A 26,332-nucleotide genomic window follows, 5' to 3' on the forward strand; every position below is an offset into this window, starting at 1 on the left:
TTACTCTCCCTGAAGCGGCTCAACCGTCCAACGGCCGCTCCGCAGCACCAGTTGCCGGTCGCAACCAGCTTCGTTCCACGTTCCTTCATGTCCCGGCAAGGCATCCACAACGATCTCGCCGCGCCCACGCAGAGCCTCGACCTCGGCAGCGAGACCGGCCTCGTCCGAAATCGGCGCCAGAATGGCACCATTCACGGCGCGTCCTGACAGATGCAAGACCAATTCCCGGAGATCCAGGCTGAAGCCGGTTGCCGGGCGTGCCCGCCCGAATGCCGCACCCACATGGTCGTAGCGTCCGCCCAGCGCAAGCGCTGCCGGCGAACCACCGCCATAAGCCGCGAACACCACACCGCTGTGATAGTGGTAGCCGCGCAGATCGGCCAAGTCGAAGCTGATCGGCAAACCGGACAAGCTCTGCGCCAGTGCGCGCAGATCCTTCAGCGCAGCAGCAATCTCCGCATCCTGCGGCAGCAGCGCCGCTGCTTTCTCGATGACTTCCGGACCGCCATACAGCTCGGGCAGAAGCAGCAAGGCGGCCCTCACCGGTTCAGCCACATCAGCCACCAATGTCCGCAGCCCCGGCACATCCTTGGCCTGCAGCAGGCCAAATAATTCTTCCTCGCGCCCCGGCACCAGCCCCGCACGCGCAGCCAGCGCATGGAACAGGCCCATGTGGCCGATGTCGATCCTGCTCGCCGGCACATCAGCAAGACGGAGCACCTCCGCCAGCAGACGGAGAATCTCCACGTCTGCCTCGATGCCACCGTGGCCGTACAACTCCGCGCCGAGTTGCAGCGGCTCCCGTGTCGCCGTAGCCGAGGAAGGCAGGGTATGCAGGACGCTGCCGCAGTAGCAAAGCCGCGAGACGCCGGTCCGGTTGAGCAGATGGGCGTCAATGCGCGTTACCTGCGGCGTCATGTCTGCCCTGACCCCCATGGTCCGGCCAGACAACTGGTCGACCAGCTTGAAGGTACGCAGCTCGAGGTCATGCCCTGCACCGGTGGTGAGCGAGTCCAGGTATTCGAGCATCGGCGGGGCGACCAGTTGGTAACCCCGGACCCGGAACGCATCGAGCAGCTTGCGCCGGAGGGACTCCAGCTGTTCAGCCTCGGACGGCAAAGCGTCCTGTATGTAGTCGGGCAATACCCAGCGCATGAGGAACTTCAGTTGAAAATCAGAAGAAGGACAACGCCAAGCAGCATGGAAGACAGTCCGATGAACCGGACCTGACCATCCGCCATGCTTGCCAGACGCGAAAAAGTTTCGCGCCAGGCAGCTGGCGCGACAAAGGGAAGAATGCCTTCGATGATCAACATCAGCGCGAAGGCAGTCAACAGGGTGTTACCCATGGGGAAAGCTCAGTTCCGGCGAGGGCCTCCGGAACTCTTCATGAACTTGAAGAAGTCCGAACTGGGATCGACCACGAGCACATCATCCTTGCCGTTGAAGCTCGAGCGGTAGGCCTCGAGACTGCGGTAGAAGGAATAGAACTCCGGGTTCTGACCGAATGCCTGAGCATAGATGGCGGTTGCCTTGGCATCTCCCTCACCCTTGACCTCTTGCGCAGAACGATAAGCCTCCGCAATCAGGACCTCGCGCTGGCGGTCCGCATCCGCGCGGATCTTCTCGGCTTCAGCACCACCTTGGGAGCGCAACTCATTGGCCACCCGCTTACGCTCGGCCTCCATGCGGCGGTAGACCGATTCCGACACTTCGGTCGGGAGGTCGACGCGCTTCAGGCGGACGTCAACGATCTGCACACCGATCTTGCGTGCGTCCTGGTCAGCCTTGGTCCGCATGTCCTCCATGATCTGGTCGCGGGCACCCGAAACCACATCATGCACCGTACGGCGGCCGAACTCTTCGCGCAACCCCGCGTTCACCGTCTGATTCAAGCGGGTACGGGCCCGGGTTTCGTCACCTGCAACAGACTCGTAATACAGACGCGGATCGATGATGCGCCACTTCACAAAGTGATCCACCAATACGTTCTTCTTCTCGGAGGTGATGAAGCGCTCCGGCTCCGGCGTATCCATGGTCAGGATGCGCTTGTCGAAGTAACGCACGTTCTGGATCAGCGGCAGCTTGACGTTGAGGCCCGGAGTCTCGATGACCTCCTTCACCTCGCCCAACTGGAACACCACAGCGTATTGACGCTGATCTACCGTGAACAGCGACATGGATGCCAGCACCAACAGGAACAGGACAACGCCGGCAATCAAGGAAAGCTTGTCGCGCATTAACGATCTCCCCGTTCGCGGTTACGCATGAGCTCACGGCTACGCGGATCGAACATGCCGGACTGCGCAGACGAGGAACTCGGGGCGGGAGGCGCCGCCTCGTTCTGCGGCGCGGCCGTGGAACCGCTTCCGGCCGCCTGCATCAGTTTGTCCAAGGGCAGGAACAGCAGGTTGCCATTGCCCTTCGCGTCGATCATCACCTTTGAAGTATTGGACAGCACTTGCTGCATGGTCTCGATATACAGGCGTTCGCGCGTCACATCCGGCGCACGCCGATACTCCGCATAGACCTGATTGAAGCGACTCGCCTCACCTTCCGCGTTTGCAACCACACGATCACGGTAGGCCTGCGACTCCTCGATCAAGCGGGAAGCAGTACCACGCGCCCTCGGAATGACGTCGTTAGCGTAGGCTTCGCCTTCGTTCTTCTGGCGCTCACGGTCCTGGCCCGCCTTCACCGCATCGTCGAACGCAGCCTGGACCTGTTCAGGCGGCTGCGCATTCTGCATGGTCACCCGGCTGATCTGGATACCGGTCTGATAACGATCCAGGATGCGCTGCATCAACTCGTGGGCTGTGGCAGCGATTTCCTCACGCCCCTCGTAGAGCACGAAGTCCATGCGGCTCTTGCCCACGATCTCGCGCATCGCGGTTTCCGCCGCCTGCGCGACGGACTCGTCCGGATAGCGGTTGTTGAAGATATAGCTTTCCGGGCTGTTCAACACGTACTGCACGGCGAACTGGATGTTGATGATGTTCTCGTCATCAGTCAGCATCAGCGATTCGCGCAGCACCTTGTTCCGCTCGGAGCCCCGATAGCCGACTTCGACGGTACGCACGCCGGTCAGGTCCACCAACTCATGGCTTTCGAAGGGAAAGGGCAAACGCCAGCGCAGGCCGGGCTCGGTTACTTCGATGAATTTCCCGAGACGGAGCACAACACCCCGTTGGTTGGCGTCTACCGTGTAGAAACCGCTGGCCAGCCAAACGACCAAGACAAGGGCTGCGAGCGCAGTGATACCACCGCCAAACTGCTTGAACGAGAAGCCGGGAAGTTGAGGGCCGCCACCATCGCGGCCGCCGCCGGAACCGCCGTCGTGCCCCTGCCGCTTGCCACCAAACAGGCTGGAGAGACGCTGGTTGAAATCACGCCACACTTCTTCGAGATCCGGAGGGCCTTGATTGTTACCGCGATTGCCTTCTCCGCGATCGCCGTTGTTGCCCTGGCCCCCCCAACGCGGGTCGTTTAGGGACATGAGAATGCCTGTTATCACTGTTGTAATGGATTGTCTGGCACAAACCCCGGCATGTCGCCCGCATTCGGACCAGATGCCTGGCCAGCCATCTCGGCCAGCGCTTCTCGAAGCAGATCAAGCCCTTCGCCGGTTCTTGCGCTCAAAAAAACGCGCCTGATTCTATCACAGTCGCCCCTCTCGACCGCCGCGCCGGCATGGGTGAGGTCTATCTTATTCCACACCATGATCTGCGGAACCTCGGCTGCGCCGATCTCGGCCAGCACCTGGTTCACCGCGGCGATCTGTGCGTCCCTGTCCTCACTCGCTGAATCCACCACGTGAAGCAGCAGATCTGCGTGCGCGGTTTCTTCCAACGTCGCGCGGAAGGCCGCCACAAGAGCGTGGGGTAGGTCACGGATGAATCCGACCGTGTCCGACAGCACAACGTTCCCACCGCCGACATAAAGTCGGCGTGACGTCGTATCAAGGGTCGCGAACAACTGGTCGGCCGCGTAGCTGCCGGCCTTGGTGAGCGCATTGAACAGTGTGGATTTGCCAGCATTGGTGTAGCCGACGAGGGATACGGATAGGACATCCCGCCGCTCCCGCGCACGGCGGCGCACCTTGCGTTGCTTTTCCATCTGCTGGAGCCTGGATTTCAGCAGCTTGACTCTGTTACCCAGCAAACGGCGGTCCGTCTCTAGCTGGGTTTCCCCCGGGCCTCGCAAACCAATGCCGCCCTTCTGCCGCTCCAAGTGGGTCCAGCCTCTCACCAAACGGGTAGAAAGATGATCGAGTTGCGCCAACTCGACCTGAAGTTTGCCTTCATGGCTGCGCGCACGCAGCGCGAAGATGTCGAGGATCAGTGCAGTGCGATCAATGACGCGGCAACTCAGTTCCCGCTCTAGGTTCCGCTGCTGGGCGGGAGACAAGGCGTGATTGAAGATGACCAGGTCCGCGGCATTGGCACGCAAGACCTCTCCCACTTCTGCCACCTTGCCGCGGCCGGCAAAGAGCGCTGGATCGGGAGCCGATCGCCGCCCTTGGACAACTGCCTCGACGCTTGCCCCCGCACTGGCCGCGAGCAGCTTGAGCTCGGACAGACGCTCGTCTACTGCACCCTGACCAAAGTCCAGTTGAACGAGAACCGCGCGCTCTCCGGATGCCGGGCGCTCAAACATGGAAAAGAATCCTGGCCGACGCGGATGGTCGGCCACGACTTTGAGGAGGGGCGATCAGTTGCCGCCCTCACTCGGTTCCTGTTGCTGAATGGTTACCGGACGGGCAGGTACAACGGTGGAGATGGCATGCTTGTATACCATCTGCGTCACAGTGTTCTTGAGCAGCACGACGTACTGGTCAAAAGACTCAATCTGGCCTTGCAGCTTGATGCCATTGACCAAATAGATCGAGACCGGGACATGCTCCCGGCGCAAGGTGTTCAGAAAGGGGTCTTGTAGAAGTTGCCCTTTATTGCTCATCGTTAAACCTCTTTATTTTGTGTTTATATGAATGTATCGGATTTCTTGCTGCACTGCCACATAGCAGTATGCAACGAAATCCCGGTGTGGGAATCGGGTTTTTCCGCAATCAATTCTTGGTCGCGTAGGGATTGTGCGCGGTCCGGAACTGTATCCGCAAGGGCGTACCCTGGAGCTTGAAGGCCTCCATGAAGGTACGCTCCAGAAAACGCACATACGAGTTTGGAATATTCTCCAGAGCATTACCGTGAATGACGATCACCGGCGGATTCATTCCCCCCTGGTGAGCATATCGCAGCTTGGGACGAGCGCTGCCATGACGCGGCGGCGCCTGCTTGGCTACGGCCGCCTGCATGGTACGCGTAAGCCGCGGGGTGGACAGATTTGCCATCGCTGCGGCATAAGCACCATCCACCGACTTCAGCAGGCCATTGATGCCCTCCGCCCTGAGCGCAGAAATCTGATGGAAGCGGGCAAATGACAGGAAGCCAAGCTTGCGCGCCATATCCTCTTTCAAGCGCTCCCGGCGGTAATCGTCCACCGCGTCCCACTTGTTGACCGCCACCACCAGCGCGCGACCGGTATCCAGCACGAAACCCGCGATGTGCGCATCCTGATCGGAAATGTCCTGCGCCGCATCCAGCACGAGTACGACCACATTCGACTCCTGGATGGCCTGCAAGGTCTTGATCACCGAGAATTTCTCGACCGCCTCAAAGACCTTTCCACGACGCCGCAAGCCCGCCGTATCGATCAGCGTATAGGGCCGCCCGCCACGCTCGAAGGGTATCGCGATGGCATCGCGAGTCGTACCGGGCATGTCGAAGGCAATGACGCGCTCTTCCCCCAGCAGCGTATTGACCAGCGTGGACTTGCCGACATTAGGACGGCCGACGATGGCCACCTTGGGCCCCTTCTCGGCGGCGTCCTCGACGTCTTCATCTTCTGGGAAAGGCGCCAGTACGAGCTCAACCAGCTGCTTGATGCCATCGCCATGAGCCGCAGACACCGGCAACGGCGCACCCAGGCCGAGCGCATGGAAATCCGCCGAGACGATGGCGCGCTCTAACCCTTCCGCCTTGTTCACCACCAGGTGGACCGGCCGTCCTGCGCGTCGCAGTCGGGCGGCGATCTGCTCATCGTGCGGCGTCCGCCCTGCCCGGCCGTCCACCAGGAACAGCAACACATCCGCCTCGGCAATCGCCTGCTCCGCCTGCCTGGCCATCTCGTGCATGATGCCGTCCTTGGCCACCGGGTCGAAACCCGCGGTGTCAACGACCAGGTAATCCCGGTCGCCGACGCGCCCGACCCCGTAATGGCGATCGCGGGTAAGACCTGGCTGATCAGCCACCAAGGCATCACGCGTCTTCGTCAGCCGATTGAACAGGGTGGACTTGCCGACGTTGGGACGCCCGACCAGGACGATGGTAGGTTTCACGTTCTTGTATCCGTTTCCGCTCAGCGCAACTCGTAGGCGGCGATTTCACCGTCGCGGCTCTGAGCGATGAATCCATTGCCATAGGGACGTAGATCCGCGGTGACCGCGCTGCTGTCGACCCGCACCCGGGCGGCGAAAGCACCATCTTCGCGCTTCAACAGGTGGACATAGCCTTCCAGATCGCCCACCGCCACATAGTCGCCCACGATCAGCGGACGCCCGACCGCACGGCGCGCCAGCGCGTCCTGCTTCCAGATGCTGGCGCCGCTATAGACATCCAGTGCATTCACTGCATCCTTGTCGTCAGTAATCACCGCGAAGCGAGTATCCCTATCCATGCCCACGCTGCTGGAAAGTTCGCGGGACCACAACGAATTACCGTTGGAAGCGTCGAAGCAGGCCGCCCGCCCCTGGTAGGCCACGGCGCACACTTCACGTCGGCCGATCACCGGCGGGCCGACCACGTCGGCAACCCGCTCCAGTTCGGTAGAGCCCTTGGGCGTCGCCACCGTCAGCTCCCACAGCGCGCCGCCGTTGGCCAGGCTTATCGCGACCAGCTTGCCGCCGGGAAAACCGGCCAGCGCAACGCCGCTCTCCAGCAGCACGCCAGCATAGGTCCGCAGCCCCAGCGGCGGATTGTTGCGTTGATAGATCCAGCGCCGCGCACCGTCCTTCGCCGACAGGGCAATCAGGCGATGATCCGAGGAACGCACCACCACAACATCATCATTGACCGCAGGCGGCGCCAACACCTCGGCGCCGATCTGCGAACGCCAGCGCTCCGAGCCATTGGACGCATCATAGGCAATGACGGCACCGCTGGCCGTGGCCACCACCGCCAGCTTGCCATCGCTACCGACACCGGCGGACAGCGGCGTCTTCGCACTCACTTTCCAGACCGCGCGCCCGTCTTCATAGCGGGCAATCTCGCCACCTTCCGCCGCTGCATAGACGGCAAAGCCAACCACCGCCGGCTGGAACACATAGTTCTTGGACTTGCCGATATCCACGCTCCAGGTCTTCGCCAACTGGGCCGACTGGGTGAAATCCACCAGCGGTGCGGGCTTGGGACCATCGCTGGCAAAGGGGTTCAGCGAGGAGCATGCGGTCAGCAGTGCCACCGGCACAGCAAGGGAAAGAGAGCGCAGAGAGACGGGGAACATCGATCAACCTTCCAGCGATTCGAGTTTTACGCGCACGACTTCGCGCAGGGTAGCGGCTCGTTCGTCATCCTGGCCGATGGCATCCATGGCGGCCTGATAGGCAACGCGGGCATCGGCAGACTTGCCTTGTGTGGCCAGCACATCGCCCTTCAGATCCTCGAAGCGGGCCTTGTACTGGCCAGCGGGAACCGGCTGCAGCCGGGCCAGCGCCTCATCCAGCGCGCCCTGCTGCTGCAGCACTGTCGCCAGGCGCAGGCGCGCGAGATCGCGCAGAGCCGGATCAGCACCCTTCTCGGCCGCCCACGCCAATTGCGCCTTGGCGTTGTCCAGTTCCCCCTTGTGGAACTGCACGCCCGCGGAGAGCAGCGCACCCATTTGGGCATGAGTGGTGCCGGGATACTGGCCGATCAACTGACCGGCGGCATCGCGCGCCTTCTGCGCATCATCATGTTCCACCGCCTGCTGGACCGCGAAGTAGAGCACACCGGCCTCGCCGGCCTGCTTGCCCTGGTACCACTGCCAGCCCTGCCAGCCGACCGCAGCCAGCGCCGCCACGGCGATCAGGCCAGTCACCCAGTTGCCGTAGTCCTCCCACCAACCCTTGAGCGCGGAGATCTGCTCCTGCTCCTCGAGGTCATACACCGCCATCGTTACCCTCTTCGTTCGTCGATTCGTCGGTAAAAAGCAGGTCAGCGACCGCTTCTGGCAAGCCTTCCAGGGAAACCCGCTGCTGGGCGCCCGCGCCACGCAACGGCTTCACGCCGACTTCGCCCGCCGCTGCTTCGTCTTCGCCGATGATCACGGCTACCGCAGCCGCGCTGGCGTCGGCCTTCTTCATCTGCGACTTGAAGCTGCCGCCCCCGCAATGGAGCAGCGCGGCAAAACCATGGCCGCGCAGCGCCTCCGCCGCCCGGAAGGCCAAGCGCATCGCGGCTTCGCCCTGGTGCACCAGATAGACATCTGGCTGCACTTTCTCCGCCTCGCCGCCGCTTTCCTGCCACAGAGCCAGCAGACGCTCGACACCCATCGCGAAACCGGCAGCGGGTTGCGGCTTGCCGCCCAACTGGGCAACCAGCCCATCGTAGCGCCCACCCGCGCAGATGGTGCCCTGCGCACCCAGACGGGTGGTGACCCATTCGAAGACGGTGCGGTTGTAGTAGTCCAGCCCGCGCACCAGGCGGTGATTCACCCGGAAGGGAATGCCGGCATCCTTGACCAGGGTTTGCACCGCGGCGAAATGGGTCAGGCTCTCCTCGCCAAGGTAGTCGGCCAACTTGGGCGCCTGTTCCACGATCTGCTGCAGCTCCGGGTTCTTGGTGTCCAGGATGCGCAAGGGGTTGGTATAGAGGCGGCGCCTGCCGTCCTCGTCCAGCCGGTCCACATGCTGTTCCAGGTAGGCGATCAGCGCCGCCCGGTGCAGGGCACGTTCTTCCGCCGAGCCCAGGGAGTTGAGCTCCAGGGACACATCTTCCAGCCCGAGGTCGTCCCACAGCCGGGCGCACATGATGATGTGTTCGGCATCGATGTCCGGGCCGGCAAAACCCAGTGCTTCGACACCGATCTGGTGGAACTGGCGATAGCGGCCTTTCTGCGGCCGCTCATGACGGAACATCGGGCCGTGGTAGTAAAGCCGCTGCGGGCCGGAGCCGGCGATGAGGTTGTGCTGGATGGCGGCACGCACGCAGGAAGCGGTGCCTTCCGGACGCAGCGTCAGATGCTCGCCGTTCAACGCATCCTCGAAGGAATACATCTCCTTCTCGACGATGTCGGTCACCTCACCGATGGCGCGCTTGAACAGCGGCGTCGGCTCAACGATGGGCATGCGTATGGGCCGGTAGCCATAGCTCTTCAGCCAGTCCCGCACGATGTCTTCAAAGTGTTCCCAGGTTTCGGCCTCGTCCGGCAGGATGTCGTTCATCCCGCGCAGCGCCTGCAAGGTCTGGCTCATCTGTATCCGTTTCGCTCTGTTTCGTTGCCGGGGGCCTCAGCCCGCCTTCTTCGCGTATCGCGTGCTCACATAGTCATCGACGATGGCCTTGAATTCGGCGGCGATGGTGTCGCCACGCAAGGTCACCGTCTTCTCGCCATCGACGAACACGGGCGCCGCCGGGCTTTCGCCGGTGCCAGGCAGCGAGATGCCGATGTTGGCATGCTTGCTCTCGCCCGGACCATTCACCACGCAGCCCATCACCGCCAAGGTCATGTTTTCCACGCCGTCGTACTGCTCGCGCCAGACTGGCATCTGCTCGCGCACATAGGTCTGGATGCCGGAAGCCAGTTCCTGGAAGAAGGTGCTGGTGGTGCGGCCGCAGCCGGGACAGGCAGTCACCATCGGAGTGAAGGCACGCAGTCCCATGGTCTGCAGGATTTCCTGGGCGACGACAACCTCCTGCGTCCGGCTGCCATCCGGCTCCGGCGTCAGCGAGATGCGGATGGTGTCGCCTATGCCCTCCTGCAGCAGCACCGACAGAGCCGCGGTGGAGGCGACGATGCCCTTGCTGCCCATGCCAGCCTCGGTGAGGCCCAGATGCAGCGGGTAATCGCAGCGCTGGGCGAGGTCGCGGTACACCGCGATCAGATCCTGAACGCTGGAGACCTTGGCTGACAGGATGATGCGGTCGCCACCCAGACCATATTCCTCCGCCTTGGCGGCCGATTCCAACGCCGACACCACCAAAGCCTCGCGCATCACCGCACCAGCGTCACGCGGTTCGGCGCGCCCCGCGTTCTCGTCCATGATGCGGGCCAGCACCGACTGGTCCAGGCTGCCCCAGTTCACGCCGATGCGCACCGGCTTGTCGTAGCGGCAGGCGATCTCGACGATGGCGGCGAACTGTGGATCGCGCTTGGTTCCGGCTCCCACGTTGCCGGGATTGATCCGCAGCTTGGCCAGCGCCTCGGCGCAAGCCGGGTGGTCGGACAGCAGCTTGTGGCCGTTGTAATGGAAGTCGCCCACCAGCGGCACGTCCATGTTCAGCGCCAGCAGGCGGTCGCGGATGTGGGGCACCGCCTTGGCGGCTGCCTCATTGTTCACCGTGATCCGTACCAACTCTGAACCGGCCCGGGCCAGTTCTGCGATCTGCATCGCCGTCCCCAGCACGTCGGCGGTATCGGTGTTGGTCATGGACTGCACCACTACCGGCGCATCCGAGCCGACGATGACACGGCCGATGCGGACCTGGCGGGTAGCCCGGCGTTGCTCGGCACCGGCCTGGAAAATCTGATGCGTCATCTTATTGAACCGTCAGGCGGGCAACCGTGACCCGGGTGTGAGGGGCAAGGTCGACCGCCTTGCCCTGATATTCGAGGCGGACATCCTTGGCATTGCCCACCACCAGCGTGAAAGGTGCCTTGCCCTGCACGGTGCGGGTGACGCCGGCTGCGTTGGTGCCAGAATAGACCACCGCACCGGCGGCATCCCTGACCTCTACCCAGGACTCACCGCTGAAACTGAAGACCAAGCTGGCTGCATCCGTCGGCGCTGCGGCCGATGCAGTTGGCGCCGGAGTTGCCGTCGCAGGGACAGCCGGAGCGGGGGTTGCCACCACCCCTTGTCCCTGTTCCGGCGACGCAGCCACCGGCGGTTGCGGGGCACCGGACGCCGGGGCCTGGAGCGGAGCGGGCGTTGCGGATTGCTGCGCCTCGGCAGCCGGCGCCTCGATAGGCTCGGTTGCCACACCTCCTTCGATCGGCGCCACCTCGGCGGACTCAGGAGCCACGGTCGCCTCTTCCGGCAGCTCCGTCTGGAACCAGTCGAAATACCAGCCCGCCAGCACCACCGCCAACAAAACGAAGAAAAGCACTGTCACCGGCTTGCTGCTGGTGCGCCGCCCCATCCCAACGGGCATTTCCCCGGTTGCGTTCGAAACCGGCGCCAACTCCACCGTCCCCGCCGATCCGCGCTGCTCCACACCGCCCAGCAGGGGCGCCGGATCCAGACCGAGGTAACGGGCGTAATTGCGCAGGAAACCGCGCGCAAAAGCCGGCCCCGGCAGCGCGTCGTGGCGGCCGTTCTCCAGCGCCTCGACTTGCCTGCGAGACAGCTTCAGCACCTGGGCAACGTCGGACAGGGTTTCGCCGCGCGCCTCGCGCGCTTGCCGCAGTTGTGCCCCGGCAAACTCGGCAGGCGTCATCTCGGACGTAACGCCCGAGGGCTCGGGCGGAGACTGCATGGCACTCACTCGTACTTCCCTTGCAACATCAACTGATATTCGGGTGAATCGGCAAAGCGGCTACGCAACTGCGCAGCGTAGCTCGCCTCGGCATCGCGGTGACCGAGGCGGCGTTCGGTCCGCAACCCCAGCCAGGCGGACGCAGCCGTCGGCTCCAGGGCCTGGTGGAGACGGATCAGCCGGGTGCGCGCCAGTTCGTAATCCCCGCGGCGGTAAGCGATGCCCGCCAGCTCATACATCGCCCGCCCATTGGTCGGATCCGCCTCCACCGCCGAGGCGAACTGGGCCTCCGCCGCGCTGTCGTTCTTCAGGCGCAGCAGGCACAGGCCGGCGTTGGTATAGGGCCGAGTAGGATACCGGTAATAGGGGTTGCGTGCGGCGCGGTTGAAATAGGCCAGCCCTTCGCTCTCTCGCCCCTGCTGGCAGAGAAACCAGCCATAGCTGTTGCTGAAATCCGGATCGCCCGGCGCCGCCCGCAGCGCGCGTTCGAAGTTGTCCTGCGCCTGCGTCCGCTCATCCAGCAGCATGTAGATCAACCCCATCAAGTGATAGGCCGGGCCGTAGCCTGGGCTATCCGAGAGGGCCGTCTTGGCCTCGTCCAGCGCGACGTCGTAGCGGGCGATCTCGATGTAGGCCAGCCCCAATTCCACATGCGCGCGAGCGCGCGCCTCGCCCTGGTTGGCGGGTGTGGTATCGGCCATCGGCCGGGAAGGTGCGGCCGCCGAGTCGCCCATCTGGCCGGGCCCCGTGGCGCAGCCGGCCAGCAAGGCGACAGCAGCGATTGACACGATCGCGGCAAAGCGCGTCATGAACGAACCTCCAGCGTCTGTTTGAGGCGCACGGTGCGCCGGGTCTTGTCCTGAACCTGGCCGGCCAGTTGGCCGCAGGCGGCATCGACGTCGTCCCCCCGCGTCTTGCGCGTCGTGGTAACGATGCCGGCGTCAATCAGGATACCCGCAAAGCGCCGTATGCGTTCCGGCGCGGAGCGCTGGAAACCGGAGTTCGGGAAAGGATTGAAGGGAATCAGGTTGAACTTGCACGGCACCTCGCGCACCAGTTCGATCAGTTCCCTGGCGTGCGCCGGTTCGTCGTTCACGCCTTCGAGCATTACGTACTCGAAGGTCACAAAATCCCGCGGCGCCTTGTCGAGATAACGCCGGCAGGCCGCCATCAGCTCGACCAGCGGGTATTTGACGTTGATCGGCACCAGCCGGTCGCGCAGCGCATCATTGGAAGCATGCAGCGACACTGCAAGCGCCACCGGGCATTCATCGCGCAGCCTGTCCATCGCCGGCACGATGCCGGAAGTGGATACCGTGACCCTGCGGCGCGACAACCCATAGGCGTGGTCGTCCAGCATCAGCCGCAGCGCGGTCACCACATTGTCGAAGTTGGCCAGCGGCTCGCCCATACCCATCATCACTACATTGCTGATGATGCGGCCGTTGTCCTTGTCGCCGGCTTCCAGGCCGGCCTCCGCCTCGCGGGCGGCACCGAGGAGGTGGTTGGCCAGCCACAACTGGCCGATGATTTCTCCGGCAGAAAGATTGCGGTTGAAACCTTGTTTGCCAGTGGAGCAGAAAGCACAGTCCAGCGCACAACCGGCCTGCGAGGAAATGCAAAGGGTGCCGCGGTTGGTCTCGGGGATGAAGACCGTTTCCACCGCGTTGCTGTTACCCACGTCCAGCAGCCACTTGCGGGTGCCATCGGCGGAAACCGAATCGCGCACCGGCACTGGCGGGCGGATGGAGGCCTCTTCGGCCAGGCGGGCGCGCAACGCCTTGGCGACGTCGGTCATTGCCGCGAAATCCTTGCAGCCCTCGCGGTGCATCCAGCGCATCACCTGGCGCGCACGAAAGGGTTTCTCGCCTCGTTCCGCGAACCAGGCGATCAGACCATCCACGTCGAAGTCGAGGAGATTGACCGGGGTATTCATCTTCGTCAGCACCTTGTGACCCCAACGCAAACGGCCCGTTCGCACTCCGCAGGGGAGCCGAGACGGGCCGCCGGGATGAGTCGCTTAGCGGGAATAGACGTTCATGCCGGGGAAGAAGAAGGACACTTCCACGGCAGCGGTTTCGGGAGCGTCGGAGCCATGCACCGCGTTGGCGTCGATGGAGTCGGCGAAGTCAGCGCGGATGGTGCCCGGCGCGGCCTTCTTCGGATCGGTGGCACCCATCAGCTCACGGTTCTTGGCGATGGCGTTTTCACCTTCCAGCACCTGGATCATCACCGGGCCGGAAACCATGAAGGACACCAGATCCTTGAAGAAGGGGCGCTCCTTGTGCACGGCGTAGAACTGGCCGGCCTCCAGCTCGGACAGCTGCACCAGCTTGGCGGCGATGATCTTCAGCCCGGCGTCTTCGAAGCGCTGGTAGATCTTGCCGATGACGTTCTTGGCGACGGCGTCGGGCTTGATGATGGAGAGGGTGCGTTCGATGGCCATGAAAAACTCCGGGGTGTTTGACAAAACGCGGAATTTTAGCAGATTTCCGCTCAATGCCAGTGAGCGGCCGGAGCATGCGCAGCCTTCAGGCCCTCCCCTCCGCCGGCGCATTGCGCTCCTTCAGCCAGGCGATCACCACTGGCAGGATGGAGAGCACGATGATGCCGATCACCACGGTTGAAAGATTGTTCTTGATCACCGGGATGTTGCCGAACCAGTAGCCGATCATCACCAGTGGTCCCACCCACAGTGCCGCACCCAGCACATTGAACATCACAAAGCGGCGATATTCCATGCGCGCCATGCCTGCCACGAAGGGGGCAAAGGTACGGACGATGGGCATGAAGCGTGCGATCACGATGGTCTTGCCGCCGTGCCGCGCATAGAAGGCCTGGGTGCGCTCCAGCGCTTTCTTGTTGAAGAAGCGGCTGTTCTCCCATTTCGACATCCGCGAGCCGAAATGCTTTCCTATCATGTAGTTGAGGGTGTCACCCAGCACCGCGGCAACGAACAGCAGCGGTATCAGCAGCACCGGATCCAGCCCGCCGCCGGCCGCCAGCGCGCCAGCCATGAACAGCAGGGAGTCGCCCGGCAGAAAAGGAGTGACGACCAGACCGGTCTCGCAGAAGACGATCAGGAACAGGATGCCATAGAGCCAGACGCCGTACTGCTCCAGCAGCATGGCCAGATAATCGTCCAGATGGAGCAGAAGATCGATGAAGAAGGTGACGATTTCCATGTAGGAGAGCCGAGGAAAATTTGGCTGATCATATCCCAACAGCCCCTGCGCCCCGCTACCACATGTCTCTCCGAACGTATCGCTCCGGAAAAGAAAAAACCCGGCACGAGACCGGGCTTGCTCAGAGATCCAAGACCGTCCGTCAGGAAATCATTCCCAGGGTTCTCGGCAGCCACAGGGAGATTGCCGGCACATAGGTCACCAGCACCAGGAACACCAGCATGGAAAACAGCCACGGCCACACGGCTACGGTCAGCTCCGTGATCCCCATCTTGGTGATGCCGCTCGCCACGTACAGGTTCAGACCCACCGGCGGATGGCACAGACCGACTTCCATGTTCACCACCATGATGATGCCGAAGTGCACCGGATCGATGCCCAACGCGATCGCGATCGGAAACAGGATCGGCGCCAGGATCAGCACGATGGACGAGGGCTCCATGAAGTTGCCCATCACCAGCATCAGGATATTGGCCATGATCAGGAAGCCGATCATGCCCACGCCGGTACTCATCATGAAATCCGTCATCGCCTGCGGAATGTTCTCGTGCGTCAGCAGGAAGGAGAACAGGGTGGCGTTGGTGATGATGTACAGCAGCATCGCGCTCATGTTCGCGGAGTTCAGCAGGACCTTGGGCACATCCGAGAGACTCAGATCCTTGTAGATGAACACCGCGACGATGAAGGCATAGACCGCGCTCATCGCGGCCGCCTCCGTCGGCGTGAAGATGCCGGTGTAGATCCCGCCCATCACCACGACGATGAGGAAGAGCCCCCAGGCGGAATCCTTGAACGCCTTCGCCCGCTCACCCCAGCTCGCCTTCGGCAGCCGCGGGTAGCCAAATCGGCGCGCCCGGTTCCAGGTGGTGAAGCCGAGGAAAGCGGCCAGCATCAGGCCCGGAATCACGCCCGCCATGAACAGGGCGCCCACCGAGGTATTGGTGGAGACCGAGTACATCACCATGACGATGGACGGCGGAATCAGGATGCCCAGCGCACCGGAGGTGGTGATGACGCCAGCGCCGAACTTGTTCGGGAAGCCCTGCTTCACCATGGCCGGCAGGATGATGGCGCCGATCGCCACCACGGTCGCCGGGCTGGAGCCAGATACCGCTGCGAACAAGGCGCAAGCCACCACGCCACCCAGGCCGAGGCCGCCATGCCAGTGGCCGACCATGGAAGTGGCGAAGTTGATCATCCGCCGCGCCACGCCGCCATGCGTCAGGAAGTTACCCGCCAGGATGAAGAACGGGATCGCCATGATCTCGAACTTCTCGATACCGGTGAAAAGCTTCAGGGCCACTGATTCGATCGGCACCTGCGTCATGGTGAAGAGGAAAGTCAGCACCGTGAGGCCGAGCGAGATCGAGATCGGCATCCCGGTGAGCATCAGCACCAGGAGGATGATGAAGATGATGGCGGCACTCATTGCTTGTCTCCCTTGCCGGCATCCTTGTCTTCGCCGATCTGCTTGTGCTTGAGGTCGTGCGGGTGCAGGTTGTCGCTCATGTCATAGGGGTTGGCGTCGGCCGGCAGGTACTCCTCGTCGATGCCATCCACATGACCGTGGTCGTGATGCGGCAACTCGCCGGTCTTCCAGAAACTCCACATGACCTGCAGGAAGCGGAAGCACATCAGATAGGACCCCAGCGGCACCGCGGCATAGACCATCCAGGTCGGCCATTCCAGGTCAGGCGTGACCGGACCTTCATACAGACCATCCTGCGCGATGCCGAACCAGTGGTAGATCTGATAATGAGCGCCGTTCTCCCAGACGAAGGTCGCACCCAGGGTGCCGACGATTGCAGTAAACAACGCACCAGCGCCCAGACCGAAAAGGATGAAGCGACCGCGGTTTTCTGTGCTCAGACGGTTGATGAGCACATCGACGCCGACGTGGATGCCGGTGCGCACGCCATAGGCGGCGCCGAACTTCGCCATCCACACGAACATGATGATGGTCAGCTCCTGGGCCCAGCCCATATTGATGGACAGCAGCATGTCCTGCAGCGCAGGGTAGTCGATGCCTGTGCCATAGCGGTGCAACACGGAGACGAAGATGATGACTGTCGCCGCCCCCATGAGGAGGGCGATGAGCCATTCCTCGAGGTGGTCGAGTACTTTGAGCATGGAATTCTCCCGTCACGAAAACGCCCGCCGGATTGAGGGCCGGCGGGCGTTCAAGGGATGGCGGATCAGAGCTTGTTCGGATCGAAGCTGGTGGCTTCGTAGATGGACTTGATCAGATCGCCGCCGATGCGGGATTCCATCTTCTTGTGCACCGGAACCAGCACCGTCTTGAAGGCCAGACGCTCTTCGGTCGTGGGCACATAGACCTCGGTCTTGCCGGACTTCTTCACCATCTCGAGCGCCTGGTCGTTCTCTTCCTTGGCGATCTTGTTGGCGTATTCGGTGGACTCCTTCATCGCCTTGTCGAGCTGGGTACGCAGCTCGGTCGGCAGGCCGTCCCAGAACTTCTTGTTCACGATGACCGCATAGCCCAGGTAACCGTGATCGGTGATGGTCAGGTACTTCTGCACCTCATGCATCTTCTGGGTGTAGAGGTTGGAGATCGGGTTCTCGGTACCGTCCACCACGCCAGTCTGCAGCGCCTGGTAGACCTCGGAGAAGGCCATCACCTGCGGCAGCGACTTCAGCTCACGCATCTGCTCTTCCAGCACCTTGGACGACTGAATGCGCATCTTCTTGCCGCGCAGATCGTCCGGCTTCTTGATCGGGGTGTTGGCGGAGAAGGACTTGAAGCCATTGTCCCAGTAAGCCAGACCCTTGATGCCCTTGGGTTCGAGCTTGGCGAACAGCTGCTGACCGACAGGGCCGTAGGTCACCTTGTGGAGCGCATCGTAGTTATCGAAGATGAAGGGCAGGTCGAAGGCTTCGAACTCGCGCACACCGAGGGGACCAAACTTGGCCAGCGAGGGGGCGAGCATCTGGACGGCGCCCAGTTGCAGGGCCTCCATCTCTTCCTTGTCCTTGTACAGCGTGCTGTTCGGGTAGACCTCGACCTTCACCGCACCGCTGGTGTACTTCTCGGCAAGCTCCTTGAATCGCTCTGCCGCCTTGCCCTTCGGGGTGTCCTGGGCAACAACGTGGCTGAACTTGATAACGACAGGGTCGGCGGCAATGGCGCCAGCAGACAGGCCGACGGCGACCAGTCCGAGCAGAAGTGCACGGAGTCTCATACTCTCCTCCAATTAATGAAATGTTCGCTTTTTGCTATTGACTGCTTTTTTGGCCCCCGCACCGCAATGGGCTGCGGACGCCGGACAACCTGGGCGGACGAACAACGCACAGGCATCGTTCGAGTATCCTTTCAGCTTTGTAAGCGTCGCTATTGTGGAATACCGCAAGATCGCCCCCATCCGGCACTCACCCGCATGAATCATCCCGACGCCGGGCAGCCGCCCCTGCCGCCAGTCCGGGGCAAATGGCTGCACATTCTGCCCATTCTCAGCCTCGCCCTGTTCCTCGCGGCGCTCGCCGTACTGGTTTGGCTGACGCGTGAATATGACGCGGACGAGCAACAGGCCATCCTGATCAACGACGCCCTGTGGATGGAGCAGAACCTGCGCTTCCAACTCGACCGCAACGAGGCGCAGCTGCAGCAGATCGGCCCGGAACTGCTGCGCGAGGAACGCATGTCGGCGCAGACCGAGGCGCAGCTGCGCCAGTTGCTGAGCCAGGAGCGCGGACTCGTACGCATCCTGTGGCTGGACCAGGAGGGCAAGCTGCGCGGCGCCCTGCCGCCAGCGGCGGACGAACACCTGGTCGGCGAAGCCGCAGGCGCCATGTCCTCCGAGACCATCTTCCGCCTTGCCCGCGCGGTCGGCCGCCCGGTGTATGGCCCCGCGTACACGGTGATGGGCGACAAGACGCATTTCGAGGTGGATGTTCCCGCCTGGTCCGACGAAGCCTTCCTCGGCATGGTGGTGGGGGTGTACTCGCTCTCCGACCTGGTGGTGCGTGAGTTGCCCTGGTGGTTCTCCGAGCGCTATCGGGTGGCGGTGCTGGATGCGGACGGCCGCGAGATCGCAGCCAAGTCCAAGATCGCGCCGCTGGAAGCCCGCCGCAGCTACAGCATGAATTTCGACCCGCCGGGCCACGGCCTGACACTGCAGATCACCCCGTACAAGGCGGAAACCCGCTGGATTCCAGTGCTGCTGACCGCCTCCATCGTGCTGCTGGGCGGCATCGTGGTGTGGAGCTTCTGGCAGGTTCGCCGCCAGCTCGCCAAACGGCAGGCGGCAGAGCAGGCGCTGCTGGAGGAATCCGCCTACCGCAAGGCGATGGAGGATTCGCTGATCACCGGACTGCGCGCCCGCGATCTCGAAGGCCGGCTCACCTACGTCAACTCCGCCTTCTGCCGCATGACCGGCTACGACGCGGGCGAACTGCTGGGCAAGCCGCCGCCGATGCCGTACTGGGAGCCGGACCACATCGAGCGCCGGCGCGAACTCTACGAGCGCATCCAGAACAAGGGCTCGACCCCGGACGGCGTCGAGATCAAGTTCCGGCGCAAGAATGGCGAGCGCCTGGACGTGCTGCTGTTCGAGGCGCCGCTGATCGACGCCCAGGGCCGCCACACCGGCTGGATGGGCTCGGTGCTGGACATCACCGAGCAAAAGCGCGCCCATGCCCTCGCCCATCAGCAGGAAGAGCGCCTGCAGGCCACCTCCCGCCTGGTCACCATGGGCGAGATGGCCTCCACGCTGGCCCATGAGCTCAATCAACCACTGGCCGCCATCGCCAGCTACAACAGCGGCTGCATCAACCGCCTCTCCGCCGGCGAGGTGGACCGTGGCGAGCTGCGCGACATCCACGAGAAGCTCGGCCGGCAGGCGCGCCGGGCGGGGGAAATCATCCGCCGGGTGCACGATTTCGTCCGCCGCTCGGAGCCCAAGCGCGAGCAACTGGACCTCAACGCGGTAATCCGCGATGCGGTCGGCCTCATCGAGGCGGACGCACGCAAGCGGCGCATGCGCATCGCCACCGAACTGGCGCCGCGGCTACCCCAGGTCGCCGCCGACCCGGTGATGATCGAGCAGATCATCGTCAATCTCGTCCGCAACGGCATGGATGCAATGCGGGAGACACCCGCGGGCAAACGCGTCGTCACCGTCTCCACTGATACCGCCAACGGCATGGTCAGCGTGCGGGTATCCGACCGCGGCAGCGGCATCGACAGCGAAACCGCCAGCCACCTGTTCCAGCCCTTTTTCACCACCAAGCAGGAAGGAATGGGCATGGGGCTGAACATCTGCCGCTCCATCGCCGAACTCCATCATGGCCGCCTCGCTTTTGAGCCTAACCCGGAGGGCGGTACCATCTTCACCCTGTCGCTTCCCATAGACCCCACATGACCCAAGCTTGCGCGCACATCATCGATGACGATGAAGCCATCCGCGATGCCCTGCAATGGCTGTTCAAGACCCGCGGCGTCGCCACCCGGCTGTGGCCCAGCGCCGAGGCTTTCCTGGAAGCCTGGCAGGCGGACTGGCCCGGTTGCATCGTGCTGGACATCCGCATGGACGGCATGAGCGGCCTGGAGTGCTTCGAGGCGCTGCTTGCGCGGGGCAACCGCCTGCCGGTCATCTTCGTCACCGGCCACGGCGATGTGCCTATGGCGGTGGCCGCCCTGAAGAAGGGGGCCTATCACTTCATCGAGAAGCCCTTCAACGACAACGACCTGGTCGACCTGGTCGAGCAGGCCATCGCGCATGACGACGAGAACCGCCAGGCCGCCGCCGACCGCGGCACCGTCGAAGCCCGGCTGGCCACACTGACGGCACGCGAGCGCGAAGTGATGGATCTGATCCTGGAAGGCAAATTCAACAAGGTGATCGCCGACGAGCTGGCGATTTCCATGCGCACGGTGGAAGCCCACCGTTCCCGCGTGTTCGACAAGATGAAAGTGCGCTCGGCGGTAGAGCTTGCGCAAATGCTGACCGCCCTGCGCTGAGGCCCGGGGCTTAGCCCCCCCCTGCAGGCGGAACAAGCGGCAGCCATTCAACGGCGACGGCGTCTTCGTCCGCTGCCGCGGCGAATTCCGCCGCAGTGCCGATGCCGCCCACCCAGGCGGCGTAGCCGTCCACCTGCAACACCGGCAAACGCTCCCGCTGCCACACGGGAATACCCGCCTCCTGGCACAGATTCTTGAAACTCCTGCTGGGCCGGCCGGCAACCAGGCGCATGCGCATCCCCGGCCAGCGAGGCAACAGCCGCAAAGCCTGGGCAGCCTGCAAGCGTGCCGCGGAAAGCCCCTCACCCCGGGCCGGTGAGAATCGCAGCACCCCGCCCAGCCACGGCACCTCAGCCTCGCCTGCCCACGCTCTGGCTGTCGCCCCCGCCAGCGAAGCCGACGGCTCCAGCCATACCTTGCCCCGGTAGCAGCAACAATCAAGCGCGCCCAGCGCCACCCGGAAACCCCGCGCCGCCTCAACGCCGTGCAACTGGCGGAGCACCTCCAGCAAGCGCGCCCGCGCCGGCATCTCCGCGCCCAGGCGGCCCGCCTGCCAGCGCAGCAGATTGGCGCAGCGCGCTTCGCTAAGCCGGAGCAGTTGCGCCCTCTCTAGGGACTGGCCTCCACATGCCGCCTCGTCCATCGCGGCAAGCTCATCCAGCAGCACGCTCGCTTCACGGAAGTTGGCGGCAGCACGCGCCAGCGTACGGGCGGCACCGGGAAAGCCCTCCTCCATCGCCGGAAGCAGGCGGTGGCGCAGATCGTTGCGCGTGTAGCGCCTATCCTCGTTGCTCTCGTCTTCGACCCATTGCAGTCCGTGCTCGCGCGCATAGGCTTCGATCTCCGCACGGCGGCTGTCCAGGAGCGGGCGCAGGCGGCCCGGCTGCTGTCCGGCGGGCGCTTCCCAGGCCGCCATGCCGGCGGCGCCGCGCACCCCGGCACCCCGCAGCAGGCGGAACAGCACGGTTTCCGCCTGATCATCCGCATGGTGGCCAAAGACCAGCCAGTCGCACTCGCTGGCCATCAGCACTCGGTGCCGGGCTCGCCTTGCCGCCGCCTCCAGCCCGGCCGGATCGTCGCGCGCTACATCGACCCGGTGCACTGTCAGCCGCACCCCGGCAGCGACGCAGAGTTCCCGGCAGAAGGCGGCCCAGGCATCGGCATGTGGGCTGAGGCCATGATGCACATGCACCGCGGTCAGCTGGAAAGACAGACGGGCCCGCAGGCCCGTCAGGATATGGAGCAGAACACGGGAATCCACCCCGCCGGACAAGGCGCAGCACAGCCTGCTTCCTTCGGTGACACCGGCCTGCACCAGCGCCCGCTGCACCTGTGCAGGCAGAGGAGCAAGCACTGCCATCGTCCCGGCTACGGTCAGGCTGCCTGCTGTTCCTTGAAGCGCCCGTAACCCATCAAGCGCTCCAAGCGCTGTTCGATCAGCTCGGCCGGCGACAGGGAATCGACCTGGCGCAGCGCCTCGCCGAGCGCCCGCTTCAGGCTTTGGGCCATGGCGCGATGATCGCGATGGGCACCGCCCACCGGCTCGTTGATGATCTTGTCGATCAGCCCCAGCGACTTGAGCCGCGCCGCGGTGATGCCCATGGTTTCAGCCGCCTCGGAAGCCTTCTCCGCGCTCTTCCATAGGATGGACGCGCAACCTTCCGGCGAAATCACCGAGTAGGTGGAGTACTGGAGCATCATCGTCTGGTCGCCCACCGCGATCGCCAGCGCGCCGCCGGAGCCGCCTTCGCCGATCACCGTGCAGATCAGCGGCACCTTGAGCTCGGCCATCACATACAGGTTATGGCCGATCGCTTCCGACTGTCCACGCTCCTCGGCACCGATCCCCGGATAGGCGCCCGGCGTGTCGACGAAGGTAAACACCGGCAGGCCGAACTTCTCCGCCAGCTTCATCAAGCGCATCGCCTTGCGATAGCCCTCGGGGCGCGGCATGCCGAAATTGCGGGCGATCTTTTCCTTGGTGTCGCGGCCCTTCTGGTGGCCGATCACCACGCAGCTCTGGCCGTTGAAGCGGGCCAGGCCACCGACGATAGCCTTGTCATCGGCGAAGGCGCGGTCGCCATGCAGTTCCTCGAAGCCGGTGAAGATGTGCTGCACGTAGTCCAGCGTGTAGGGGCGCTGCGGATGCCGCGCCACCTGGGCGATCTGCCACGGCGTGAGCTTGGCGTACAGTTCCTTGGTCAGCGCCTGGCTCTTGGCCTCCAGGCGCGCGATCTCTTCGGAGATATCGACAGCGGAATCGTCCTGCACGAAACGAAGTTGCTCGATCTTTCCCTCGAGCTCGGCGATCGGTTGTTCGAAATCCAGAAAGGTGGTCTTCATCTGACCTTTCCCAGCAAGAAAGTCGGCCATTGTAACCTGCCGTTGCCGCGCGCCGGTGTAACTCGACCGGCGCGCGGCGGAACGGCCCGCGGCCCCGGCTTAGTGCGCCGCCTCGCCCGCGCTGCGGCGCAGGCTGAGCCAAACCGACACGGCGAGGATCACCGCGACCACCCCCAGAGAAATGAAGATCGGGATCTTCAACCATTCCACGATCAGCATCTTCACGCCGATGAAGATCAGGATCACCGCCAGACCGTACTTGAGCAGGGAGAAGCGGTTGCCCAGGTCAGCCAGCAGGAAATACATCGCTCGTAGGCCAAGGATGGCGAAGATATTGGAGGTCAGCACGATGAAGGGATCGGCGGTGATGGCGAAGATCGCGGGGATGCTGTCCACCGCAAACACGACGTCCGAGATCTCGACCAGCACCAGCGCCAGCAATAGCGGCGTGGCGTAGCGCACTCCATCGCACATCACGAAGAAGCGCTCGCCTTCCAGCGTCGGCGTCACCGGATAGTGGTTGCGGATGAAGCGGATGACGGGATTGCTCGCGAGATCGGGATCGTGGTCGGCCAGCCACAGCATCTTCGCCCCGGTCACCACCAGGAAAGCGCCGAAGATGTAAAGGATCCAGTGGAACTCGCTGATCAGCCAGCTGCCCGCGAAGATCATGCCGGTACGCAGCACGATGGCGCCGACGATGCCGTACAGCAGCACCCGGCGCTGCAGTTCGATCGGCACCGAGAAGAAACCGAAGATCAGCATCCAGACGAAGACGTTGTCCACTGCCAGAGACTTCTCCAGCAGGTAGCCGGTGAAGAACTCCATCGCCTTCTGGTTGGCCAGCGCGCGACCGGCCTCGGCGTCCAGATACCACCACAGGCCGGCATTGAAGAGCAGCGCCACGCAGACCCAGGCGATGGACCAGCCCGCCGCCTCTTTCAGCGACACTTTGTGCTGATGCCCGCCCTTGAAGAGAAACAGGTCTATCGCCAGCATCGCCAGCACCACGACGGCAAACACCGCCCACATCCACCACGTTCCTATCGATTCCATGCAACACCTCGACGAAAGAAAAAACGGCCGGGTCCGGAGGACACAGGCCGTTTTCGTCGAAGGAGTTACGGATCGACGCGCGCACCTTGCCCTACGGCAAGGTCTTGCTCGCAACCAACCACGTTGCCCACAGTACCGGGGGGCCGCGAAACTGGCGCGGCGCCACCGTGATGACGATACTGCGGCGAAAAGCTACTCCCCTTGAACGGTCGAGAGTGTAGCGCCGCAGCCCTGGGCGCCGTCAAGAACTATCCTCCCCGAACGGTGACAGCGGAAAACGGATACGGCATGATGCTTGCAGCTTTAACAACACAAAGGAGCCGCGGGATACCCCGATCCCGCCCCATGAGTAGTCGAAGTTCGCCCTCGGCGGCATATTCTCCGGCCCCCTCCATGGCCAGCGTCAAGGCAGTTGTCGACGCCCCTCCCGCCCCCATCGCGGCCTCTGCGAAATACTCCGATTCCGACACGCCGGGGCGATGTAGCCCCCGCAAGTCCTCTGCGATTTCTCTCTGCGGCAGTCTTTCGCCTGTGCTCTCCCTTGCGCAGCTGCGTCGTTCCGCCAGCGCTCCCGCCATGCATCGCGCCTCACTCGTTGACCGCACCACCGGTGCGCCTGCGGCTCGCCATGCCCTGAAGCCTTACTTCGGATAATCACAGATGGAAATCGTGTTTCTCGTCGTCCTCGTCATCCTGAATGGGGTCTTCGCCATGTCCGAGATCGCGCTGGTTACCGCGCGCCGGGCGCGGCTGGCGAAACGGGCGGAGGAAGGGGATACCGCCGCTGCTGTCGCAATGAAGCTGGGCGAAGAACCAACCCGCTTCCTGTCCACCATCCAGATCGGCATCACCTCCATCGGCATCCTCAACGGTATCGTGGGCGAGGCCGCGCTCGCCAAACCGCTGGCGATCTGGCTGCAGGAGTTTGGGCTGCCCCAGCGCCCGAGCGAAATCGGCTCGACCATCCTGGTCGTGCTGGTGATCACCTACATCTCCATTGTCGTTGGCGAACTGGTACCCAAGCGCATCGGCCAGATCTCGCCGGAAGGCATCGCCCGCCTGGTGGCGCGCCCGATGAATGCGCTGGCCATCGTTTCCCGCCCCTTCGTGATCCTGCTTTCCATCTCCACCGACACCCTGCTCCGCCTGCTCGGCAAACGCGACCAGGGCGGCCCCAGCGTGACCGAGGAAGAAATCCACGCCATGCTGGAGGAAGGCTCGGAGGCTGGCGTGATCGAGAAGCACGAGCACGAGATGGTGCGCAATGTGTTCCGCCTGGACGACCGTCAGATCGGCTCGCTGATGGTGCCGCGCGCCGACATCCTGTGGCTGGACCTCAACCATCCGCTGGACGCCAACCTCGCGCGGGTGGCCGAATCCGAGCACTCCCGCTTCCCTGTCTGCCGGGGCGGGCTGGACAACATCGTCGGCGTGGTCGCCGCCAAGCAGTTGTTCAACCAGACCCTGCGCGGTGGCTCGATCGACCTGTCCTCGCAGCTTCAGCCGGCGGTGTACGTGCCGGAATCGCTAACCGGCATGGAGCTGCTGGACCAGTTCCGCACCTCGGGCACCCATATGATGTTCGTCATCGACGAATACGGCGAAGTGCTGGGCATGGTGACGCTGCAGGACGTGCTGGAAGCAGTGACCGGCGAGTTCCGCCCGCACAACCTGGAAGACGCCTGGGCAGTGCAGCGCGAAGACGGCTCCTGGCTGCTGGATGGCTTGATTCCACTGCCGGAACTCAAGGACCGGCTGGAACTGAAGACGGTGCCGGAAGAGGAGAAGGGCCGCTACCACACCCTGTCGGGTATGGTTCTGTGGCTGCTCGGCCGCCTGCCGCGAACCGGCGACATCACCGTCTGGGAGCAATGGCGCCTGGAGGTGGTGGACATGGACGGCAAGCGCATCGACAAGATCCTCGCCACCCGCCTGCCGGATCTGGAGTCAGCCGCGGAAGACCCCGGCCCGGCGCGCGAAAGCTAGCGCTGACACCCCGCTCCAAAATCTTAATGTTTTATTAAGCGGGTGCTGACGGAGGC

25 protein-coding genes are annotated in these 26,332 nt (G+C 63.5%); 3 read left to right on the forward strand and 22 right to left on the reverse strand.

The annotated features are described in order from the left end of the window. The 19 genes from C7389_RS11695 to C7389_RS11785 all read right to left on the reverse strand — a co-directional run bounded on the left by C7389_RS11695 (position 1) and on the right by C7389_RS11785 (position 18,114). Positions 1-1,155, reverse strand: a complete 1,155-nt coding sequence (locus C7389_RS11695) for an ATP phosphoribosyltransferase regulatory subunit (protein ID WP_133591570.1) — start codon at positions 1,153-1,155, stop codon at positions 1-3. Positions 1,156-1,163: 8 nt separating this feature from the next. Further along, positions 1,164-1,349, reverse strand: coding sequence for a DUF2065 domain-containing protein (locus C7389_RS11700; RefSeq protein ID WP_133591572.1), 186 nt, complete (start codon positions 1,347-1,349; stop codon positions 1,164-1,166). A 9-nt stretch (positions 1,350-1,358) separates the two neighbouring features. Then, on the reverse strand, positions 1,359-2,240 hold the full coding sequence (gene hflC, locus C7389_RS11705) for a protease modulator HflC (RefSeq protein WP_133591574.1): 882 nt from the start codon (positions 2,238-2,240) through the stop codon (positions 1,359-1,361). Beyond that, positions 2,240-3,496 carry an FtsH protease activity modulator HflK gene (gene hflK, locus C7389_RS11710; protein ID WP_133591575.1) on the reverse strand — a complete coding sequence of 419 codons (1,257 nt, stop codon included), beginning with the start codon at positions 3,494-3,496 and terminating at the stop codon, positions 2,240-2,242. Before hflK ends, hflC begins: the two co-directional genes overlap by 1 nt. A gap of 14 nt (positions 3,497-3,510) precedes the next feature. After that, positions 3,511-4,656, reverse strand: coding sequence for a ribosome rescue GTPase HflX (hflX, locus tag C7389_RS11715; protein ID WP_133591577.1), 1,146 nt, complete (start codon positions 4,654-4,656; stop codon positions 3,511-3,513). Between the two features lie 54 nt (positions 4,657-4,710). Further along, positions 4,711-4,956 (reverse strand): RNA chaperone Hfq, encoded by a 246-nt coding sequence (gene hfq / locus C7389_RS11720; protein WP_133591580.1) that lies wholly within the window; start codon positions 4,954-4,956, stop codon positions 4,711-4,713. A gap of 109 nt (positions 4,957-5,065) precedes the next feature. Continuing rightward, a complete protein-coding gene (der, locus tag C7389_RS11725) occupies positions 5,066-6,394 on the reverse strand; it encodes a ribosome biogenesis GTPase Der (RefSeq protein WP_133591582.1) in 1,329 nt (442 codons plus the stop codon). A 20-nt stretch (positions 6,395-6,414) separates the two neighbouring features. Continuing rightward, the gene (gene bamB / locus C7389_RS11730; protein WP_133591584.1) at positions 6,415-7,557 is read right to left on the reverse strand and encodes an outer membrane protein assembly factor BamB; all 1,143 of its coding nucleotides are present in this window, start codon (positions 7,555-7,557) and stop codon (positions 6,415-6,417) included. 3 nt (positions 7,558-7,560) lie between these two features. After that, complete coding sequence (locus C7389_RS11735) at positions 7,561-8,205, reverse strand: tetratricopeptide repeat protein (protein ID WP_133591586.1); 645 nt, start codon at positions 8,203-8,205, stop codon at positions 7,561-7,563. Further along, a complete protein-coding gene (gene hisS / locus C7389_RS11740; RefSeq protein WP_133591588.1) occupies positions 8,192-9,505 on the reverse strand; it encodes a histidine--tRNA ligase in 1,314 nt (437 codons plus the stop codon). The genes C7389_RS11735 and hisS overlap by 14 nt, the downstream gene beginning before the upstream one ends. Positions 9,506-9,541: 36 nt before the next feature. Then, positions 9,542-10,789, reverse strand: a complete 1,248-nt coding sequence (ispG, locus tag C7389_RS11745) for a flavodoxin-dependent (E)-4-hydroxy-3-methylbut-2-enyl-diphosphate synthase (protein ID WP_133591590.1) — start codon at positions 10,787-10,789, stop codon at positions 9,542-9,544. A gap of 1 nt (position 10,790) precedes the next feature. After that, entirely contained in the window at positions 10,791-11,729 is a 939-nt protein-coding gene (locus C7389_RS11750) for a RodZ domain-containing protein (protein ID WP_133591592.1), read from the reverse strand. Positions 11,730-11,734: 5 nt separating this feature from the next. Then, positions 11,735-12,538, reverse strand: coding sequence for a type IV pilus biogenesis/stability protein PilW (pilW, locus tag C7389_RS11755; protein ID WP_133591594.1), 804 nt, complete (start codon positions 12,536-12,538; stop codon positions 11,735-11,737). After that, positions 12,535-13,665 (reverse strand): dual-specificity RNA methyltransferase RlmN, encoded by a 1,131-nt coding sequence (gene rlmN / locus C7389_RS11760; protein ID WP_133591596.1) that lies wholly within the window; start codon positions 13,663-13,665, stop codon positions 12,535-12,537. Before rlmN ends, pilW begins: the two co-directional genes overlap by 4 nt. 84 nt (positions 13,666-13,749) lie before the next feature. After that, positions 13,750-14,175, reverse strand: a complete 426-nt coding sequence (gene ndk, locus C7389_RS11765; protein WP_133591598.1) for a nucleoside-diphosphate kinase — start codon at positions 14,173-14,175, stop codon at positions 13,750-13,752. Between the two features lie 85 nt (positions 14,176-14,260). Beyond that, a complete protein-coding gene (locus C7389_RS11770; protein WP_133591600.1) occupies positions 14,261-14,914 on the reverse strand; it encodes a DedA family protein in 654 nt (217 codons plus the stop codon). A 142-nt stretch (positions 14,915-15,056) separates the two neighbouring features. Continuing rightward, complete coding sequence (locus tag C7389_RS11775) at positions 15,057-16,343, reverse strand: TRAP transporter large permease (RefSeq protein ID WP_133591602.1); 1,287 nt, start codon at positions 16,341-16,343, stop codon at positions 15,057-15,059. After that, complete coding sequence (locus C7389_RS11780) at positions 16,340-17,044, reverse strand: TRAP transporter small permease (protein WP_133591604.1); 705 nt, start codon at positions 17,042-17,044, stop codon at positions 16,340-16,342. Before C7389_RS11780 ends, C7389_RS11775 begins: the two co-directional genes overlap by 4 nt. A 65-nt stretch (positions 17,045-17,109) precedes the next feature. Further along, positions 17,110-18,114, reverse strand: coding sequence for a TRAP transporter substrate-binding protein (locus tag C7389_RS11785; RefSeq protein WP_133591606.1), 1,005 nt, complete (start codon positions 18,112-18,114; stop codon positions 17,110-17,112). A 195-nt stretch (positions 18,115-18,309) separates the two neighbouring features. Between C7389_RS11785 and C7389_RS11790 the strand changes: the two genes are divergently transcribed. Together C7389_RS11790 and C7389_RS11795 are read left to right on the forward strand one after the other, a co-directional pair. Further along, a complete protein-coding gene (locus C7389_RS11790) occupies positions 18,310-20,292 on the forward strand; it encodes a sensor histidine kinase (RefSeq protein WP_211168271.1) in 1,983 nt (660 codons plus the stop codon). Continuing rightward, the gene (locus tag C7389_RS11795; protein ID WP_133591608.1) at positions 20,289-20,891 is read left to right on the forward strand and encodes a response regulator transcription factor; all 603 of its coding nucleotides are present in this window, start codon (positions 20,289-20,291) and stop codon (positions 20,889-20,891) included. Before C7389_RS11790 ends, C7389_RS11795 begins: the two co-directional genes overlap by 4 nt. A gap of 10 nt (positions 20,892-20,901) precedes the next feature. Here C7389_RS11795 and tilS read toward each other — a convergent pair whose 3' ends face one another. From tilS to C7389_RS11810, 3 genes are all read right to left on the reverse strand, one after another. Further along, a complete protein-coding gene (tilS, locus tag C7389_RS11800) occupies positions 20,902-22,221 on the reverse strand; it encodes a tRNA lysidine(34) synthetase TilS (protein ID WP_246034726.1) in 1,320 nt (439 codons plus the stop codon). Positions 22,222-22,265: 44 nt separating this feature from the next. Then, positions 22,266-23,234 (reverse strand): acetyl-CoA carboxylase carboxyltransferase subunit alpha, encoded by a 969-nt coding sequence (locus tag C7389_RS11805; RefSeq protein WP_133591612.1) that lies wholly within the window; start codon positions 23,232-23,234, stop codon positions 22,266-22,268. Between the two features lie 99 nt (positions 23,235-23,333). Continuing rightward, on the reverse strand, positions 23,334-24,290 hold the full coding sequence (locus C7389_RS11810; protein ID WP_133591614.1) for a TerC family protein: 957 nt from the start codon (positions 24,288-24,290) through the stop codon (positions 23,334-23,336). 660 nt (positions 24,291-24,950) lie between these two features. Here C7389_RS11810 and C7389_RS11815 point away from each other — a divergent pair. After that, positions 24,951-26,276: a hemolysin family protein gene (locus tag C7389_RS11815; protein WP_133591616.1), complete on the forward strand. Its 1,326-nt coding sequence runs from the start codon at positions 24,951-24,953 to the stop codon at positions 26,274-26,276. Positions 26,277-26,332 lie beyond the last annotated feature (56 nt).

Source organism: Azoarcus indigens (assembly GCF_004361735.1).
Lineage (GTDB): Bacteria > Pseudomonadota > Gammaproteobacteria > Burkholderiales > Rhodocyclaceae > Azoarcus > Azoarcus indigens.